Source organism: Stenotrophomonas genospecies 3 (genome assembly GCF_054473855.1).
In genome coordinates this window covers 151,607-168,228 of sequence record NZ_JBTMUR010000010.1, presented here as the reverse complement: position 1 = coordinate 168,228, position 16,622 = coordinate 151,607, and the positions used below count along the sequence as shown (strand labels likewise).

Annotated in this window: 17 protein-coding genes and 1 tRNA gene; 13 read left to right on the top strand and 5 right to left on the bottom strand. The window is 67.0% G+C overall.

What is annotated here, in order from left to right:
• Positions 1 to 110 precede the first annotated feature (110 nt).
• From acpP to ACX9OT_RS14815, 8 genes are all read left to right on the top strand, one after another.
• A complete protein-coding gene (gene acpP / locus ACX9OT_RS14850; protein WP_005415509.1) occupies positions 111 to 350 on the top strand; it encodes an acyl carrier protein in 240 nt (79 codons plus the stop codon).
• Between the two features lie 143 nt (positions 351 to 493).
• The gene (gene fabF / locus ACX9OT_RS14845; RefSeq protein ID WP_459002712.1) at positions 494 to 1,756 is read left to right on the top strand and encodes a beta-ketoacyl-ACP synthase II; all 1,263 of its coding nucleotides are present in this window, start codon (positions 494 to 496) and stop codon (positions 1,754 to 1,756) included.
• A gap of 124 nt (positions 1,757 to 1,880) precedes the next feature.
• The gene (locus ACX9OT_RS14840; RefSeq protein ID WP_459002710.1) at positions 1,881 to 3,245 is read left to right on the top strand and encodes an aminodeoxychorismate synthase component I; all 1,365 of its coding nucleotides are present in this window, start codon (positions 1,881 to 1,883) and stop codon (positions 3,243 to 3,245) included.
• Positions 3,246 to 3,456: 211 nt separating this feature from the next.
• Positions 3,457 to 4,518 (top strand): endolytic transglycosylase MltG, encoded by a 1,062-nt coding sequence (gene mltG / locus ACX9OT_RS14835; protein ID WP_459002708.1) that lies wholly within the window; start codon positions 3,457 to 3,459, stop codon positions 4,516 to 4,518.
• Complete coding sequence (gene tmk / locus ACX9OT_RS14830; protein WP_032127760.1) at positions 4,515 to 5,180, top strand: dTMP kinase; 666 nt, start codon at positions 4,515 to 4,517, stop codon at positions 5,178 to 5,180. Before mltG ends, tmk begins: the two co-directional genes overlap by 4 nt.
• Positions 5,177 to 6,133 (top strand): DNA polymerase III subunit delta', encoded by a 957-nt coding sequence (locus ACX9OT_RS14825; RefSeq protein ID WP_164079917.1) that lies wholly within the window; start codon positions 5,177 to 5,179, stop codon positions 6,131 to 6,133. The genes tmk and ACX9OT_RS14825 overlap by 4 nt, the downstream gene beginning before the upstream one ends.
• On the top strand, positions 6,130 to 6,483 hold the full coding sequence (locus tag ACX9OT_RS14820) for a PilZ domain-containing protein (protein WP_005412452.1): 354 nt from the start codon (positions 6,130 to 6,132) through the stop codon (positions 6,481 to 6,483). The genes ACX9OT_RS14825 and ACX9OT_RS14820 overlap by 4 nt, the downstream gene beginning before the upstream one ends.
• Before the next feature lie 132 nt (positions 6,484 to 6,615).
• Positions 6,616 to 6,690, top strand: a tRNA-Val gene (locus tag ACX9OT_RS14815).
• 84 nt (positions 6,691 to 6,774) lie between these two features.
• On the opposite strand, the gene ACX9OT_RS14810 is transcribed toward ACX9OT_RS14815, so the two are convergent.
• Positions 6,775 to 7,338, bottom strand: coding sequence for a hypothetical protein (locus tag ACX9OT_RS14810; protein ID WP_423163213.1), 564 nt, complete (start codon positions 7,336 to 7,338; stop codon positions 6,775 to 6,777).
• Between the two features lie 288 nt (positions 7,339 to 7,626).
• Here ACX9OT_RS14810 and ACX9OT_RS14805 point away from each other — a divergent pair, with 288 nt between their 5' ends.
• The 4 genes from ACX9OT_RS14805 to ACX9OT_RS14790 all read left to right on the top strand — a co-directional run bounded on the left by ACX9OT_RS14805 (position 7,627) and on the right by ACX9OT_RS14790 (position 12,378).
• On the top strand, positions 7,627 to 8,007 hold the full coding sequence (locus ACX9OT_RS14805; protein ID WP_049463481.1) for a tautomerase family protein: 381 nt from the start codon (positions 7,627 to 7,629) through the stop codon (positions 8,005 to 8,007).
• Positions 8,008 to 8,198: 191 nt separating this feature from the next.
• Complete coding sequence (locus ACX9OT_RS14800) at positions 8,199 to 8,594, top strand: DUF2946 family protein (RefSeq protein ID WP_049463484.1); 396 nt, start codon at positions 8,199 to 8,201, stop codon at positions 8,592 to 8,594.
• A 128-nt stretch (positions 8,595 to 8,722) separates the two neighbouring features.
• Positions 8,723 to 10,861, top strand: a complete 2,139-nt coding sequence (locus ACX9OT_RS14795; protein WP_459002703.1) for a TonB-dependent receptor — start codon at positions 8,723 to 8,725, stop codon at positions 10,859 to 10,861.
• Between the two features lie 11 nt (positions 10,862 to 10,872).
• Entirely contained in the window at positions 10,873 to 12,378 is a 1,506-nt protein-coding gene (locus ACX9OT_RS14790; protein WP_459002701.1) for a PepSY domain-containing protein, read from the top strand.
• A 9-nt stretch (positions 12,379 to 12,387) separates the two neighbouring features.
• Here the strand turns inward: ACX9OT_RS14790 and ACX9OT_RS14785 are convergent, their stop codons facing one another.
• Positions 12,388 to 13,521, bottom strand: coding sequence for an MFS transporter (locus tag ACX9OT_RS14785; protein WP_459002699.1), 1,134 nt, complete (start codon positions 13,519 to 13,521; stop codon positions 12,388 to 12,390).
• A gap of 11 nt (positions 13,522 to 13,532) precedes the next feature.
• Positions 13,533 to 14,309, bottom strand: a complete 777-nt coding sequence (locus ACX9OT_RS14780) for a DeoR/GlpR family DNA-binding transcription regulator (RefSeq protein ID WP_107431416.1) — start codon at positions 14,307 to 14,309, stop codon at positions 13,533 to 13,535.
• A gap of 159 nt (positions 14,310 to 14,468) precedes the next feature.
• Between ACX9OT_RS14780 and smqnr the strand changes: the two genes are divergently transcribed.
• A complete protein-coding gene (gene smqnr, locus ACX9OT_RS14775; RefSeq protein ID WP_121504026.1) occupies positions 14,469 to 15,116 on the top strand; it encodes a SmQnr family pentapeptide repeat protein in 648 nt (215 codons plus the stop codon).
• A gap of 3 nt (positions 15,117 to 15,119) precedes the next feature.
• Here the strand turns inward: smqnr and ACX9OT_RS14770 are convergent, their stop codons facing one another.
• Both ACX9OT_RS14770 and ACX9OT_RS14765 read right to left on the bottom strand, forming a co-directional pair.
• On the bottom strand, positions 15,120 to 15,794 hold the full coding sequence (locus tag ACX9OT_RS14770) for a class I SAM-dependent methyltransferase (RefSeq protein ID WP_132809373.1): 675 nt from the start codon (positions 15,792 to 15,794) through the stop codon (positions 15,120 to 15,122).
• A gap of 87 nt (positions 15,795 to 15,881) precedes the next feature.
• Positions 15,882 to 16,580 carry a glutathione S-transferase family protein gene (locus tag ACX9OT_RS14765; protein WP_459002696.1) on the bottom strand — a complete coding sequence of 233 codons (699 nt, stop codon included), beginning with the start codon at positions 16,578 to 16,580 and terminating at the stop codon, positions 15,882 to 15,884.
• Positions 16,581 to 16,622: the final 42 nt, after the last annotated feature.

Genomic DNA, 16,622 nt, shown 5'->3' with positions numbered 1-16,622 from the left:
AGGTTTTTGCTGCGATGCAAGGCCGCGCCGGTTTCCACTACACTATCCCACGGCCATCGCCTTTGATGGCGACCACTTTTGAACCACAACTCCATCTGGAGCGAGATCCCATGAGCACCATCGAAGAACGCGTCAAGAAAATCGTCGTCGAACAGCTTGGCGTCAAGGAAGAAGAAGTCACCAACAGCGCATCGTTCGTCGATGACCTGGGCGCTGACTCGCTGGACACCGTCGAGCTGGTGATGGCCCTGGAAGAAGAATTCGAGTGCGAGATCCCGGACGAAGAAGCCGAGAAGATCAGCACCGTGCAGGCCGCCATCGACTACATCAAGGCCCACGTCAAGGCCTGATGTCAGACGGCAGTGCGCGCGCGGGCTCACGCTCGCCGCGCACCGCACCCCATGGGGCCGCTGTTGCGGCCCCGTGTGTTTGAGCATCACACCGAAGCAAACCGAGTTGCCCGTTGAAATCATCCGGGCCAGGAGAATCAGCAATGAAGCGTCGCGTCGTCGTAACCGGCCTGGGTATCGTCTCGCCGTTGGGCAATGATCTGGCCAGCAGCTGGGAAGGCATCACCCAGGGTCGTTCGGGCATCGGTCCGCTGACCAACGTTTCTGATGCCTATCTGGATCGGTTCACCACCAAGATTGCAGGTGAGGTCAAGGGATTCGACATCACCGCCGACAATGAACTGTTCGGCAAGTTCCGGGTCAGCGGCAAGGATGCCAAGAAGATGGACCCGTTCATCCATTACGGCCTCGGTGCCTCGTTCATGGCCCTGCATGACTCGGGCCTTGAGATCACTGACGCCAATGCCGAGCGCATCGGCGCCATCGTCGGCGCCGGCATCGGCGGCCTGCTCGGCATCGAAGAGCAGACCATCGAGTTCCATGAGGGCAAGAAGATCTCGCCCTTCTACGTGCCCAAGACCATCATCAACATGCTGCCGGGCCAGCTGAGCATCATCACCGGCCTGAAGGGCCCGTCGTTCTCGGCGGTGTCTGCGTGCGCAACCTCGAACCATTCGATCGGCACCGCCATGCGCATGATCCAGTACGGCGATGCCGAGGTGATGGTGGTCGGTGGTGCCGAGCGTGGCTCGTCGCCGACCGCACTGGGCGGCTTCTGCGCGATGAAGGCCATGAGCACCCGCAACGACGCCCCGGAACAGGCCTCGCGCCCGTGGGACAAGGACCGTGACGGCTTCGTGCTGGGCGACGGCGCCGGCATCCTGATCCTGGAAGAGTACGAGCACGCCAAGGCACGTGGCGCGAAGATCTACTGCGAACTGGCCGGCTTCGGCGCCAGCTCCGACGCGTACCACATGACCGCACCGAGCGAGAACGGCGAAGGCGCCGCGCGCTGCATGGTCATGGCCATGAAGGACGCCGGCGTGACCCCGGAACAGGTGGGCTACCTCAACGCGCACGGCACCTCCACGCCGCTGGGCGACCTGGGCGAGACCATGGCGATGAAGACCGCCTTCGGCGACCACGCCTACAAGATGATGGTCAGCTCCACCAAGTCGATGACCGGGCACCTGCTCGGCGCTGCCGGTGGCGTGGAAGCAATCTTCTCGGTGATGGCGCTGCAGGACAACGTCATCCCGCCGACCATCAACCTGCAGCAGCCGGGCGAAGGCTGCGACCTGGACTACGTGCCCAACGAAGCACGCCAGGCCAAGGTCGACGTGGTGATGTCCAATGGCTTCGGCTTCGGCGGCACCAACGGCACGCTGATCTTCAAGCGCGTCTGAGCGACGTTGTAGAGTCGAGCTTGCTCGACTCCGCCCTTGTGTAGAGTCGAGCAAGCTCGACTCTACGCACGAGGAGGCCGCCGCAAGGCGGCTTCCGTGCATCTGAATCCCCGAACTGGCCGCCATGACCCACGCACCGCTGATCCACCCGCTGCCGCAGCCGATCGATCTGCTGGCCCTGCAGCAGCACGACCCGTCGCGCTTCCCGCTGCTGATGGAATCCACCGCCTCGGGCACCGCCCAGGGCCGCTGGAGCCTGCTGCTGGCCGCGCAGGGCGATAGCCTGCGGCTGGATGCCGATGGCCAGGTGCGCGACCAGCACGACGCGGTACACGCCGGCAGCTTCCTGCAGGTGCTGGACCGCGCCTGGCAGCACGAACGCCTGCCGCATGACGGCAGCCACAGTCTGCCGTTCCGCGGCGGTTGGGCGTTGATGCTGGACTACGAAGTGGCCAGCCAGATAGAACCGGTGCTGCCGGCGCGCGCACGCGAGGACGGCCGCCCGACCGCGCTGGCGCTGCGCTGCCCGGCCGCGGTGCTGCACGACCACCACAACGAGGCCAGCTTCGTCATCGCCGAAGCCGGTGAGCAGGCGTTGCTGGATGCGCTGGTGGCACTGGCCTCGGCCGTGCTGCCCGAAGCCGGGCAGGGCTGGCAGCCGCCGCAGTCGGTGGGCGAGGATGCGCCGCAGCGCTTCACCGACGCCGTGCGCCGGGTGATCGAATACCTGCGTGCCGGCGATGTGTTCCAGGTGAACCTGTCGCGGCGCTGGAGCGCGCAGTTTGCCGCACCGGTCAGCCCGCAGGCGCTGTACGCGCAGCTGCGCCGTGCCAACCCGGCACCGTTCGCCGGCCTGTTCAGCGCGCACGGCCGCCATGTGGTCAGTTCCTCGCCGGAGCGGCTGGTGTCGGTGCATGCCGGCCACGCGCAGACCCGTCCGATTGCCGGCACGCGTCCGCGCTTCGAGGGGGACGATGATGCTGCGCGCATCCAGGAGCTGGTCGGTCACCCGAAGGAGCGTGCCGAGCACGTGATGCTGATCGACCTGGAGCGCAACGACCTGGGCCGCATCTGCCTGCCTGGTACCGTGGTGGTCGATGAGCTGATGACCGTGGAGAGCTACGCGCACGTGCATCACATCGTCAGCAACGTCAGCGGCCATCTGCGCCTGGAGGTCACCCCTGGCGAGGTGATCGCCGCCACCTTCCCCGGCGGCACCATCACCGGCTGCCCGAAGGTGCGCTGCATGCAGATCATCAGCGAGCTGGAGCAGGTGCCGCGTGGTGCCTACACCGGCGCGTTTGGCTGGCTGAACCGCGATGGCGATCTGGACCTGAACATCCTGATCCGCACCGCCGAAGTGGATGGCCACGAGGTGAGCTTCCGCACCGGCGCCGGCATCGTGGTCGACTCGGACCCGGACAAGGAACTGGACGAGACCCGCGCCAAGGCCCGCGGCCTGCTGCGCGCGCTCGGCCAGCAGGGATAGGCGTATTCCGGTAGTGCCGGCCGCTGGCCGGCAACCTCATGCACCCATGATCCGCGCGATTGCCGGCCAGCGGCCGGCACTACCGGTACCGGTGGGTGCCATTGTTCGGGTGGGTGCCGACCGTCGGTCGGCACAGGCGCATGCCCCCGGTCATGACCCCAATCCACCGGCACGGTATCCTGCACGACGGAATCGAGTTCAGAGGTAGTCCATGGCGGGAGCCAAGCGCGGGTGTCTGTTCGTGGTAACGCTGGTGGTGGTGCTGGCCGCCGTCGTGGCCGGCGCGGGCGCGTGGTTCTTCTACCAGCAGACCCGGTTCGCCGACGCCCCGATCACCCCGTCCGCCGAGAGCGTGGTCATCGCCAGTGGCGACGGCATGAACACGGTGCTGCGCAAGCTGCGCGACGCCGGCGTGGACGAGGGCCAGGACGCGCAGTGGCAGCTGCTGGCGCGCCAGCTCGATGCGGCCGGCAAGCTGAAGGTGGGTGAGTACGCGCTCAGCAGCGACCTGACCCCGCGTGATCTGCTGCTGCGCATGCGCGCCGGCAAGGTGCTGCAGCACCGCGTCACGATCATTGAAGGCTGGAACATCCGCCAGTTGCGTGCCGCGCTCAAGCGCGCTGAGCCGCTGCTGCACACCACCGACAACCTCGATGACGCCGCGTTGATGCAGCGCCTCGGCTTCGGTGGCCAGCATCCGGAAGGCCGCTTCCTGCCGGAGACCTACGTCTACCAGCGTGGCGACAGCGATCTGGATGTGCTCAAGCGTGCTCACGCTGCAATGCAGGACGCACTGGCTGAAGCCTGGGAAAGCCGTGCGCCGGACCTGCCGATCAACACGCCCTACGAACTGCTGACGATGGCCTCGATCATCGAGAAGGAAACCGCGCTGGCCAGCGAGCGCCCGCAGATCGCCGGCGTGTTCATGCGCCGCCTGAAGATCGGCATGCGCCTGCAGACCGACCCGACCGTGATCTACGGCATCGGTGCTGCGTATGACGGCAACATCCGCCGCCGCGACCTGACCACCGATACGCCCTACAACACCTATACCCGCGCCGGCCTGACCCCGACCCCGATCGCCATGCCCAGCCGCGATGCGCTGATGGCGGCCGCACAGCCGGCACCGGGCGACGCGCTGTACTTCGTCGCCGTGGGCGATGGCAGCGGCGCGCACGTGTTCTCGCCCAGCCTGGACCAGCACAACGCCGCAGTGGCCCGCTACCTGCAGCAGCTGCGCCAGCAACGTACCAAGGAGACCCCGGCGCAATGAGTCCCGCGCTGCTTCGCCACCCGCGTTTCGTCAGCCTGGAAGGCGGCGAGGGCGCAGGCAAGACCACCGCCATCAATGCCATCCGTGACTGCCTGCGCAGCCACGGCCACGAGGTGGTGCTGACCCGGGAGCCGGGCGGTACGCCGCTGGCCGAGCGCATCCGTGGCCTGGTGCTGAAGCCCGATGCCGAGATCGCCGCCGAACCGCTCAGCGCCGAAGCCGAGCTGCTGCTGGTGTTCGCTGCACGTGCGCAGCATGTGCGCCAGGTGATACAGCCGGCACTGCAGCGCGGCGCCTATGTGCTGAGCGATCGCTTCACCGATTCCAGCTATGCCTACCAGGGCGGTGGCCGTGGCCTCGACCCGCAGTGGATTGCCGATCTGGAACGACGCGCGGTGGGCCTGCTGCCGGGCCTGACCCTGCTGCTGGACGTGGACGTGGCAGTAGGCCGCGCACGCGCCAATGGCCGCGACCTGTGGCCGGACCGCATCGAGAGCGAACAGGATGATTTCTTCCAGCGCGTGCGCGAAGTGTTCCGCAGCCGCGCGCAGCAGGATCCGCAGCGCTTCGCGCTGATCGACGCCGGCCAGGTGCAGGCGCGTGTAGCGGCCGATGTGGTCGCGCAGGTCGAGCGCTGGCTGCAGGGCGGGGAGGGCGCATGAGTACGTTCTCACCCTGGCAGCAGCGCGCCTTCGATCAGACCGTGGCCGCACTCGATGCCGACCGCCTTGGTCATGGCCTGCTGATCTGCGGCCCGGCCGGGTTGGGCAAGCGCGAGGTGGCACTGGCGCTGGCCGACCACGTGCTGGCGCGCGGCGATGCCGCGCATGCCATGCGCACGCGCCAGCTGATCGCGGCGGGCACGCACCCGGACCTGCAGCTGGTCAGCTTCATTCCGAACAAGAGCGGCGACAAGCTGCGCACCGAGATCGTCATCGAGCAGGTGCGCGAGATCACCGACAAGTTGGCGCTGACCCCGCAGTACGGCGTGGCGCAGGTGGTGATCGTCGACCCGGCCGATGCGATCAACCGCTCGGCGGCCAACGCGCTGCTGAAGACGCTGGAAGAGCCGCAGCCCGGCCGCTATCTGTGGTTGATCAGCAGCGACCCGGCACGCCTGCCGCAGACCATCCGCAGCCGGTGCCAGCGCCTGGAATTCAAGTTGCCGCCGCAGCACGAAGCGCTGGCCTGGCTGCAGCAGCAGGGCCACAGCGAAGCATCGGCACGCGAAGCGCTGGACGCGGCGCGCGGCCACCCCGGCCAGGCCGACAACTGGCTGCGCGAAGATGGCCTGAGCCTGCGCCGCGAAGTGGGCCGCGAGCTGGAACAGCTGGCCGCCGGCAAGACCGGCGCGGTGGAGCTGGCGCAGAAGTGGTGCGGTGATGACAACGCGGCGCTGCGCCTGCGCTTCGCCGCCGACCTGGCGCTGGCCCAGGCCAGCACCGATGCCTTGACCACGCCGGAGCGATTGCACAAGCTTGCAGCCTGGTTCGATGCGGCCAACCGCACCCGCGACCTGCTGCGCACCACGGTGCGTGCAGACCTTGCGGTGGTCGAGTTGCTGCTGGCCTGGAACAAGGTGAACGAGCGGCCTGCCGCAAGGGGAAATCGATGAGTGCCAGCAACGCCCGCCAGGGCATCCTGTCCCTGGCCGTGAAGGACAAAGCCGCGCTGTACAGCGCGTACATGCCATTCGTGAAGAACGGCGGCATCTTCGTGCCCACGCCCAAGCGCTACTTCCTGGGTGACGAAGTGTTCCTGCTGCTGACCCTGCCCGATTCCAGCGAGCGCCTGCCGGTGGCCGGCAAGGTGATCTGGGTGACCCCGGCCGGCGCGCAGGGCAACCGCACCGCCGGCATCGGCGTGCAGCTGGCCGACGGTGCCGAAGGCGAGGGCGTGCGCCACAAGATCGAGACCCTGCTGGCCGGCCTGACCGGCTCGGACAAGCCGACGCACACGATGTAAGGCTGCGCCGGGCTGTTCTGTAGAGTCGAGCCATGCTCGACTGCCGCCCTCGAAAACACCCGTGAACACGAATGTGAAAAACGGTTGACGGCCTCTGAAAAGCCCCTATAATGAGCGGCTCAGCAACACACCGGGCGGTTAGCTCAGCGGTAGAGCATTGCCTTCACACGGCAAGGGTCACAGGTTCGATCCCTGTACCGCCCACCATGTTGCAGAACGAAAGAAGCCTCCAGCAATGGGGGCTTTTTTGTTGCCTGTGATTCCGTAGTGCCCGCCGAAGCGATCACCGTTTCAGCCGAGGTCCTCCAGCAGCTCGTGCGCGATCATCGCGGTTGCATCCAGCAGGTCGTGACCGCTGCCGGCCCGCACCACCACCGCCAGCAGGCTACGGCCCACATCGGCATTGCCGCCGCTCAGTTCCATCTCGCCTTCAAAGCACAGATCGGCCAACCATTCATGGGCCTGCTGCAGTCCGCGCTTGCGGACGCGGCGGAACTCCGCGAGCAGCTTCGCCTGGCCGGCCTCCTGCTCACCATCGGCAAGCAGGCCGATGGCACCGCCGTGCGCCGCGCGCCAGATGGCCGGTAGCGGGCGACCGTTCGCGTCCACCACGTCCGCCGAGAACTGCGCGCAGTACATTTCGTAGCGCTTGCCCGCTGTGCTGCAGGGCACGATGCCGGCCTCGGCCAGCAGGCGTTCGGCTTCATCCAGTTTGCTGAACTTCAAGCGCAGCAGTGCAGGACGGCTCAGGTGTTGTGCCAGCGCCTGCTGGTTGGCGGTGAACCAGACGTTCCAGCCCACGCTTGCGCGGCCTTCCAGTGCGGCCTTGAAGTACTCCAGGTGTTCGGCGTCCATTGCGGTCTCCTGCGCTCCCTGCTCGATTGTAGCGGGCGCATATCCGGGCCGGTCAGGCGTCGTCGCCGGAGAGGCAATGATGTGCCTCGCGTACCAGCTGTCGCGCGGCCACGATCAGCCCGTCGGTGTGGAAGGCGCCCAACTGTTCGTCCGGGTCGCCTTCGTTACGCACGTGGGCGGGCCCGTGCCACGAATGGAAGCAGAGGGTTCCATTCCTGCGCTGTCCCACCGCCCCGGGCAGGCGTAGTCTCGGCCCGTTGCCGTGCCCATCCACTCTGGAGTGCCACCATGCCGCTCGCCCGTATCGATCTTCGCAAAGGTAAATCCGCCGACTACCTGCAACGCGTCGGCGAAACCATCTACCAGGCCATGCGCGCGGTGGGCGTGCCGGAGAACGATCGCTTCCAGATCTTCCAGCAACACGAGCCGGGCACGTTGATCTACGACCCCGGTTACCTGGGCGTGGACCGCACCGACGATTTCATCTGCATCCAGATCACCTGGAACGAGGGACGCACGCTGGAGCAGAAAAAAGCGTTGTACCTGGGCATTGCCGATGGCCTGCATGCGGCGGTGGGTATCCGCCGAGAGGATGTGTTCATCAACCTGGTGGAAGTGAAGCGGGAAAATTGGTCGTTCGGTAATGGTGTGGCCCAGTACGTGAGTTGATGCGCGAAAAGCATCCACGCATGGCGTGGATCTACTGAATGGAGGGCGTGCGCGGGGGAGGGCAGCCCTGCGTCACCGTGTCGCAGGGGGCCAACCCTGAACGGGGTCCAAGGTTGGCCATGGCCCCGTAGAATGGCCGGGTGCGTCATTCTGTCCTCCACCGCCGGTTCCAGGCCCTGGCTTGGCTTGCCATGCTGCTGGTGCTGCTCGCCCCGCTGGTGAGCCGCTGGCTGGCGCATGGTCACGTGGCTGCCGCTGCGCCGGTGGCAGCCATGGAACATGCGATGCATGCAGAGCTTGCGCAGCACGCGATGGAAGGCCATCACGACCACCACGCGATGGCGATGCCGCACGGCGAGGCCGCAAAGAAGCCACCTGCCGATCCACACGCCGATCATGAGATGGGCGTGGACTGCGATTACTGCCTGATCGCTGCACGGCTGATCACGCTGCTGGTGGCGGCAGTGCTGCTGTTGGCGCCGATGGCACCGGTGTGCCGCGCGCTGCGCGGTGCGGTGCGGTCGTTGCCGCAACGGATCAGCGGCACATTGGGAGCGCGTGGGCCGCCGGCTCTGATGGCTGCCTGAGCCGCACGCGCGTTGCATTGAACATTTTTCCATGAGGTTGCCGGCCACGGCCGGTGCCCGCACGCGCGTGTTTGTCCCTTTCTGATTGCTGCCCTGCCATTGCGGGTGGCCTTGCATGCCGTGAACAAATGAAAACGAACCCCAACCCCGCGCACCTGCGCCGGGCGACGCTGCCTGTCCTGTGCGCATTGCTCCTGCACGCCGCGCCCCTGCTTGCCGCCGATGCGGCACCACCGACCACGCTGGATACCGTGCGGGTGGTCGATACCCGCAGCGGTGAGCTGTCGTCCACCGCCAACGCCGGTTCCGCGCTGGGCCTGAGCGTGCTGCAGACACCGGCCAGCCTGACGGTGATTTCGCGCGAACAACTGGAGCAGCGTGGCGACAGCAACCTCAACGATGCGATCAGCCGGGCAGGTGCGATCAGTGCGATGCCGCATCCGGGCAACGGCCTGAGTGCGCTGTCCAGCCGCGGCTTCACCGATGGCGCTTCGGTGATGCGCCTGTACGACGGGCTGCGCCAGTACGGCGGCGTGGGTATCACCTTCCCGTTCGATACCTGGTCGATCGAGCGCATCGAAGTGCTGCGCGGCCCGGCCTCGGTCATCCATGGCGACGGTGCGATCGGCGGCGTGATCAACATCGTGCCGAAGAAGCTCACGCGTGGTGCGATCGAGAACGAGATCAGCGTAACCGTGGGCAGCGAGGACACCGCGCGCCTGGGCTTCGGCAGCGGTGGCGCGCTGACGTCCGAGCTGGCCTACCGGCTGGACGTGAGTGGCAACTACAGCGGTGGTTGGGTCGATCGTGGGCGCAACAGTGACGCGACATTCTCCGGTGCGTTGCTGTGGCAGCCGCGCGCGGACCTGCAGCTGACCCTCACCCATGCGCAGGGCTACCAGCAGCCGATGCGTTACTTCGGCACGCCGCTGGTCGAGGGCCGCCAGCTGGAGGCGCTGCGCCACCGCAACTACAACGTGGACGACAGCCAGATCCGCTATCGCGACCGCTGGACCCAGCTCGATGCGCTGTGGACGCCGACCGCGAACGTGGAATGGCGCACGCGCCTCTACCAGATCGACAGCCAACGCGATTGGCGCAATGCCGAGGCCTATGTTTACAACCGCGCCACCGGCTTGATCGATCGATCGGGCAACACCGAGATCACCCACAACCAGGACCAGACCGGACTGACCTCGACGCTGCGCGTGCAGGGGACCGCAGGTGGCCTGCAGAACAGCTTCGCGGTGGGCCTGGACGCCAACCGCGCGCACTTCAAGCACACCAACAACACCTATGCCGGCAGCTCGGGCCCGATCGACCCGTTCGAACCGGTGCCGGGCCAGTTCGTCAGCGACGCGCCGAACCTGCCGCGCTACCGCAATCGTGCCGAGCAGTACGCGCTGTTCGCGGAAGACCGGTTGGCGCTGAGCGAGCGCTGGTCGGTGCTGGGTGGGCTGCGCCACGACCGCGCGCGCATCGACCGTACCGATCTGATCAGCGGCCAGAATGCGTTCTCGAAGACCTACAGCAGCACCGGCTGGCGTGCAGGCACGGTATTCGCGCTGCAGCCGACGCTGAGCCTGTATGCGCAGTACTCGCAGGCGGCGGACCCGGTCAGTGGCCTGCTGATGATCAGCCCGGCCAACGGTGCCTTCGACCTGGCCAAGGGCCGGCAGATCGAGGTGGGCCTGAAGCAGGCCTTCGATGGCGGCGAGTGGACGCTGGCGGCGTATCGCATCCGCAAGACCGGGCTGCTCAGCCGCGATCCGCTGGTGCCGGACCGCCGCGTGCAGATGGGCGCGCAGACCTCGCATGGTATCGAGGCGTCGTTGAACTGGAACGTCGCGCCGCACTGGACGTTGGATGCCAACGCCACGGTGCTGAAGGCCGAGTTCGAGGACTTCCTGGAGACCACAGGGTCGCCGCCGATGCTGGTCTCGCGCGATGGCAACGTGCCGCCGAACGTGGCCGAACGCCTGGCCAATGTGTGGTTGAGCTGGCAGTTCGCACCGGACTGGAGCGCGGCGGGTGGCGTTCGCTATGTCGGCAAGCGCTACGCAGACAATGCCAACACGCTGGAGTTGCCCAGCTACAGCACCACTGATCTGGCGCTGACCTGGCAGGCAGCACCGCGCACGCGATTGTCAGCGCGCCTGTTCAACGTGTTCGACAAGGCGTACTACGCCACCGCGTACTACACCAGCACGCAGTGGCTGCTGGGCGCGGATCGTCGCGTCGAGTTCACCGTCGACCATCGCTTCTGAGGACACGCACCATGTCGCTGCGATCCACTGCCAAGCGCTGGACCTACCTGGTGCACCGTTGGCTCGGCATCGGCGGATGCCTGCTGATGCTGTTGTGGTTCGTCAGCGGCATGGTGATGTTGTTCATTGGCTACCCGAAGCTGACGCCCGGTGAACGTCTGGCGGCATTGCCGGTGCTGCCGGAGGCCCGCGATCTGCGCGGGCTGTCGGTGCTGCCTGCAGCCGTGCAGGCCGAGCCGGAGGCCGTGGCGCTGACCACGCTGCGTGGCGAGCCTGCGTATGTGGTGCGCACGGGAAGCAACGTGGGGGCGTGGTCAGCCGTCACCGGCCAGGCCCTGCTGCCAGTGTCGGCACAGCGCGCCGAAGCGTCAGCGGCACAGTTTGCTGGCGGCCCGGCCTTTGTCGGTGCAATGCGCGTGGAAGAGGACCGTTGGACGCATTCGCGCGCGCTGGACGCGCACCGGCCGCTGTACCGGGTGGAGGTGGGGGGCGCACAGCCCGGTGACCTGTATGTGTCCTCGCGCACCGGTGAAGTGGTGCTGGACGCACCGCATGTGCAGCAGCGCTGGAACTATGTGGGGGCCTGGCTGCACTGGCTGTATTTCCTGCGCATGCAGTCGGTGGATCCGGTCTGGACGTGGGTGGTGATCGTGCTGTCCGCGCTGTGCACGGTGGCGGCAGTCAGCGGCATCGTGGTGGGTGTGTGGCGCTGGCGTTTCCGCGGGCGCTACCGCTCCGGTGCGAAGACGCCGTACGTCGAACCGTGGATGCGCTGGCACCATCTGATCGGACTGATGGCTGCGGCCTTCGTGTTCACCTGGATCTTCAGCGGGCTGATGTCGATGAATCCATTGGGGGTCTTCAGCAGCACGCGCGAGGCGATCGATGTTGAACGCTATCGTGGCAGCGCGGTAACGGTGGATGGCGCGTTGGGTGAGCCGGTGATGCTTCTGGCGGTGGCCGGTGCTGAGCGCTTCCAACCGGTCGAGATCCAGTGGCGCCGCATCGGAGGCGAGCTGTTCGCGGTGCTGCTGGATGGGAAAGGCGATACCCGCATCGTGTCCGGCAACGATGGGCATTTGCAGGTGGCGCGGTTGCTGCCGGCCCCGTGGCTGCAGCAGAAGGTGCGTGCGCTGTCCGCTGCGCCGATGCAGGGCTTCGAGGTGCAGCGTGCAGCAGACGCCTACTTCTATCCGCGTGCACCGGAAGCCATGAACGGGGCGGCGGTACGGCGCTTCCCGGTGGCGGTGGCGGATTTCGGCGATGCCGAGGCCACGCGCGTCTACCTCGACCTGGCCACCGGCGATCCGTTGCTGACAATGGGGCACCGTGAGCGCGTGGGGCGCTGGCTGTTCTACTTCCTGCACAGCTGGGACCTGCCGGCGATGCTGCGCCAGGAAGGTGCCCGGCTGGCTGTGTTGCTGCTGCTGAGTGCTGCTGGCACCGCGCTGTGTGCCACGGCGACGGTGATCGGCTATCGGCGATTGCGGATGAAGCTGCGGCACAGGCGGCGCTGAGGCCCTGGGCTACATCCGCAGCCAACGTGTGGACATGGCCACCAACAACAAGGCCGTGGCCACCCCGATGAACGCAGCGATCAGGCCGAAGTGGTTGGCGGCGAAGCCGATCAGCGCCGGCCCAGCAAGGATGCCGGCGAAGCCCAGCGTGGATACCGCGGTGATCGCCAGCGCACCCGGCATGCGGGTCTGGTGGCCAGCCAGTGAGAACAGCGCGGGTGCGATGTTGGCGCAGCCGAGGCCGACCAGCACATAGCCCACCAGCGACGCCTGCCACGGCGTGACCAAGGTCAGCACCAGCACTCCCGCGGCGGCGAGCAGCGCGCCGAACACGATCGCGCGCTCACGGCCTGCGCGCTCCACCAGTGCGTCACCGAACAAGCGCGCCACGGTCATGGTCAGCGTGAAGGTTACGTAGCCGATACCGGCGAGGCTGGCATCGACGCGACGCACATCGCTGAGGAAGACCGCGCTCCAGTCCAGCATCGCGCCTTCGCCGAGGAAGGCGACGAACGCCAGCACGCCGATGAACAGCACGATGCCGTGCGGCAGGGCCAACATCGGTGTGTCGTGCGGCATGCGTTCGCTGTGCCAGTACGCCGCAGACAGCAGCATCACCAGCAGTATGGCGCCGATGCCGATCAGCACCGATGCCAGTGGCGGCAGCTGTGCGGACAACAGCACGGTCATGGTGGCCGCGCCGAGGAAGCCGCCGATGCTGAAGAAGGCATGGAAGCCGGACATCATCACGCGCCGTGCTTCGCGCTCGACGATGACGGCCTGCACGTTCATCGTGCAGTCCATCGCGCCCACGGCGGCGCCGAACACGAACAGCACCAGCCCCAGCGTCCAGGCCGAACCGGCCAGCGCCAGGCCGGGCACGGTCAGGCAGATCAGCAGGCTGCTGGCCACCATCACCCGCCGGCAGCCCAGGCGTGCGGCCAGTACACCGGACAGCGGCATGGCCAGCAGCGAACCGGCACCGAGGCAGAGCAGCACCAGGCCCAGCGTGGCGTCGTTGATGTCGGTGCGCGCTTTGGCGAATGGCACCAGGGTGGCCCACAACGCAGTGGCGAAGCCGGGAATGAAGAACGCAGCGCGGGTCGCGTGCTGTTCGGCACGCGCGCGGTTGGCAAGGGACATGGGCGGTACGGTCAGGGCGGAGTGGGGTGTACCGCGATGCCGGCTGCGCGGAAGCGCGCGGCCAGCGCCGGCGGAGCCGAGGTGGTCAGCACCAGATCGTCGATTTCATCGAGGCTGGCGATCTGCCAGTTGCCGCGGGCACCGAGCTTTTCAGTGGTGGCGGCGACGATGACGCGGCTGCTGCAGGCCACCATCGCGCGTTTCAGCGTGGCTTCTTCCGAATCCATTGCCCAGACGCCGGTGTCGCCGTCCACCGCGCAGGGGCCGGGCAGGTATACGTCGGCGCGCAGGCGCTGCACCTGCGCCAACGCTTCAGCGCCGACCGCGCCGCCACCGCTGGCCAGGCGGCCGCCGATCAGCTGCACCGAGGTGCCTTCGAGCATGCTGGCGGCGGTGGCGATCTGCGGAGCATTGGTGATCACCGTCAGGCCGAGAGCGGTCGGCAGCTGCTGGGCGATCGCTAGGTTGGTCGACCCGGCGTCGAGCAGTACGACCTGGCCGGGCTGCAGCAGCGCGCAGACGCGGGCGGCCAGCTCGGCCTTGTCGCCGCGGTCGCGGGTCAGGCGCTCGCGCAGCGGCCGTTCCTTTGGCGGCGGCAGCACGGCGCCTCCGTAGACACGCTGGCACAGGCCTTGTGCGGCCAGCTCGCGCAGATCGCGGCGGATCGAATCCTCGGAAACTGCATAGCGACGCGCCAGTTCGGCGGCGACCACGCGGCCCTGCTGGCGCAGTTCGTCGAGGATCAGCTGGGTGCGCTGGGCGGGGAGGGGGCTGGGATCGGAGCTCATGACACAAGTCTGCATGTTCGTGCATTAACGTGCAACAACGTGCATTGGGCGGGCGTGGCCACAGATCGGCTGGACTGCCGGTGAACCCAACCGCGCCAGCGTCTATGGATCGCCCTCACGGCCCGGCATCATGGCGGGGCACCTGGCATGGAATCCACGATGTCCCCCACCGTTCACCGCAAGCTGCGCATCGGCGCGGACCAGTACACCGGCCAGAAAGTGGTCGACCAGCAGTTCCACGAATGCGATTTCTCCGGCGCGGACCTGACCGCCACCGAGTTCATCAACTGCAGCTTCTACGACGCTGAAAACCGCGCCGGTTGCCGCTTCAACGGCGCCACATTGAAGGAAGCCAGCTTCCGTAGTTGCGACATCAGCATGTGCCACTTCAGTTTCATCAAGGCGCTGGGCCTGGAGATCAGTGAGTGCCGTGCGCAGGGCGCGGACTTCAGCAACGCCAGCTTCATGAATCAGATCACCACGCGCAGCTGGTTCTGCAGCGCGTTCATCAAGAAGTCGAACCTGCGCTATGCCAATTTCTCGCGAGTGACGCTGGAAAAGTGCGAACTGTGGGAGAACCGCTGGGACGGCGCGAACGTGAGCGGTGCCAGCTTCGCGGGCTCAGACCTGTCCGGTGGCCAGTTCGAGGGGATCGACTGGAACAGTGCCAACTTCACCGACTGCAACCTGACCAACTCGGAGCTGGGCGAGCTGGATCTGCGCAGCACCAACTTGCGTGGCGCCACACTGGATGTGCAGCAGGTGGCGCTGTTGATGCAGCGTATCGGCATTACCGTGGTGCCGTAGGCATCATCCGGCGTACGCCACCCAGCCCTTGAAGCTGAAGCCGGCGTAGAACAGCTCCACGTTGTCGAAGCCGGCCTCCTGCAGTAGCGCAACCTCCTGCTCGGGCGACAGCAACGGCAATCGCTCGGCAATGGCGTCGATCGCGCGCTGCGCATCGGCGTGGGCAACCCCCGAGGCTTCGGCGAACGCCGCGTAGCGTTGCAACCAGCGCAGCTTGCCGGCCGGGTCCTGCGGCACGCTGTGGTGCGCCACCACCAGCGGCGCGCCGGGTTGCAGGCGCCGGTGCAGTTCGCGCAGCGTGTGCAGGCGCTGCCCGGCATCGAGGAAGTGCAGGGTCAGCAGGCAGCTGGCACCGTCGAAGCGCGCATCGGGTGCATCGTCGATATAGCCTTCCAGCAGCTGCACGCGCGACATCAGCGGACCCAGTGTCTGCTCGGCCAGGGCCAGCATCGGCGCGGCCGGGTCTACGCCCAGCAGCTGCCAGCCCGGCTGCGCCTCGGCGAAGGCCTTCAGTTCCAACCCGCCACCGGCACCCAGCACCAGCACGCGGCCCTGCGCAGGGACACGTTCGGCCAGCAGCAGCCGGCTCATCTGCTGCAGGGCGAGGAAGCCAGGCACCTGGCGCAGCGGTGCTTCGGCATAGCGGGCCACCGCCTGCGGATCGGAGAACGTGGACATGCGCGGATTCCTGCAGCGGGGGACATACCACTGTAGCGCGGCGCGCAAGAGGCATTGCGCGCCGCTGCCGCACGGGCAGGACAGGGCTCAGGCCGCTGCGGCCTCAAGCACGTCTTCCATCCGCACCTCGCCGAGGAATCCACCGCCGCTGGTTGCCGGCTGCTGCGCTTCGATGGCGTGGGCGAACTGCACGCCGGCGTCTTCCTGCAGGCGCTCGAACAGCTGCTGCACCCTTGGGAACTCGCGTCGATCGACCACCTGGTGATAGTCGTTCCAGCGCGCGATGCCTGCGAAGTAGGCGTCGGCAAAGCTGCGCTGTTCGCCCAGCAGCCACGGGCCCGTGCCGATCATCTGCTCCAGCGCCTGGTGGGCGTGGCGCACCTTGGTCGTGCCATAGGCACGCAGCGCCTCGCCTTCATCGCCTTCCGCATGCTCCAGTGCGTGCCAGAGCGGCGCGTAGGCACCGAAGAAACTGGTGTTGAGATAGGCCAGCCGATGGTTGAGGCGATCGAAGCTGGAGGTGCCCTGTGCGAAGCCCAGGCCCTGTGCGATGCCCTTCGCGGCCAGGTGGTTGAGGATGGCCAGGCTCTCGCTGAGCAGTTCGCCCTGTGTGGTTCGCAGGGTCGGGGTTTCGCCCAGTGGATTGAGGCGGCGGTAGTCTTCGCCCTGCACCTGGCCGGGCATCTCGATGCGGCATAGGTGATACGGCTGGCGCAGCCACTCCAGCGCGATGATGGAGCCGAACGAGCAGCCCGAGGGCACGCCGTAGAAGAGGATCGGGGTCATGGCAGGTTTCCGGTTCGAGCCGCGATGCGGCGGGTGAGGAAA

What these genes read in the sequence shown, in the direction of transcription:
- ACX9OT_RS14785 (WP_459002699.1), bottom strand. Translation starts at nt 13,521, where the DNA reads ATGTCCCTTGCCAACCGCGCGCGTGCCGAACAGCACGCGACCCGCGCT.
- mltG (WP_459002708.1), top strand. Translation starts at nt 3,457, where the DNA reads ATGGCGGGAGCCAAGCGCGGGTGTCTGTTCGTGGTAACGCTGGTGGTG.
- ACX9OT_RS14795 (WP_459002703.1), top strand. Translation starts at nt 8,723, where the DNA reads ATGAAAACGAACCCCAACCCCGCGCACCTGCGCCGGGCGACGCTGCCT.
- fabF (WP_459002712.1), top strand. Translation starts at nt 494, where the DNA reads ATGAAGCGTCGCGTCGTCGTAACCGGCCTGGGTATCGTCTCGCCGTTG.
- ACX9OT_RS14840 (WP_459002710.1), top strand. Translation starts at nt 1,881, where the DNA reads ATGACCCACGCACCGCTGATCCACCCGCTGCCGCAGCCGATCGATCTG.
- ACX9OT_RS14825 (WP_164079917.1), top strand. Translation starts at nt 5,177, where the DNA reads ATGAGTACGTTCTCACCCTGGCAGCAGCGCGCCTTCGATCAGACCGTG.
- ACX9OT_RS14765 (WP_459002696.1), bottom strand. Translation starts at nt 16,580, where the DNA reads ATGACCCCGATCCTCTTCTACGGCGTGCCCTCGGGCTGCTCGTTCGGC.
- ACX9OT_RS14820 (WP_005412452.1), top strand. Translation starts at nt 6,130, where the DNA reads ATGAGTGCCAGCAACGCCCGCCAGGGCATCCTGTCCCTGGCCGTGAAG.
- ACX9OT_RS14800 (WP_049463484.1), top strand. Translation starts at nt 8,199, where the DNA reads ATGCTGCTGGTGCTGCTCGCCCCGCTGGTGAGCCGCTGGCTGGCGCAT.
- ACX9OT_RS14805 (WP_049463481.1), top strand. Translation starts at nt 7,627, where the DNA reads ATGCCGCTCGCCCGTATCGATCTTCGCAAAGGTAAATCCGCCGACTAC.
- ACX9OT_RS14780 (WP_107431416.1), bottom strand. Translation starts at nt 14,309, where the DNA reads ATGAGCTCCGATCCCAGCCCCCTCCCCGCCCAGCGCACCCAGCTGATC.
- smqnr (WP_121504026.1), top strand. Translation starts at nt 14,469, where the DNA reads ATGTCCCCCACCGTTCACCGCAAGCTGCGCATCGGCGCGGACCAGTAC.
- ACX9OT_RS14810 (WP_423163213.1), bottom strand. Translation starts at nt 7,338, where the DNA reads ATGGACGCCGAACACCTGGAGTACTTCAAGGCCGCACTGGAAGGCCGC.
- acpP (WP_005415509.1), top strand. Translation starts at nt 111, where the DNA reads ATGAGCACCATCGAAGAACGCGTCAAGAAAATCGTCGTCGAACAGCTT.
- tmk (WP_032127760.1), top strand. Translation starts at nt 4,515, where the DNA reads ATGAGTCCCGCGCTGCTTCGCCACCCGCGTTTCGTCAGCCTGGAAGGC.
- ACX9OT_RS14790 (WP_459002701.1), top strand. Translation starts at nt 10,873, where the DNA reads ATGTCGCTGCGATCCACTGCCAAGCGCTGGACCTACCTGGTGCACCGT.
- ACX9OT_RS14770 (WP_132809373.1), bottom strand. Translation starts at nt 15,794, where the DNA reads ATGTCCACGTTCTCCGATCCGCAGGCGGTGGCCCGCTATGCCGAAGCA.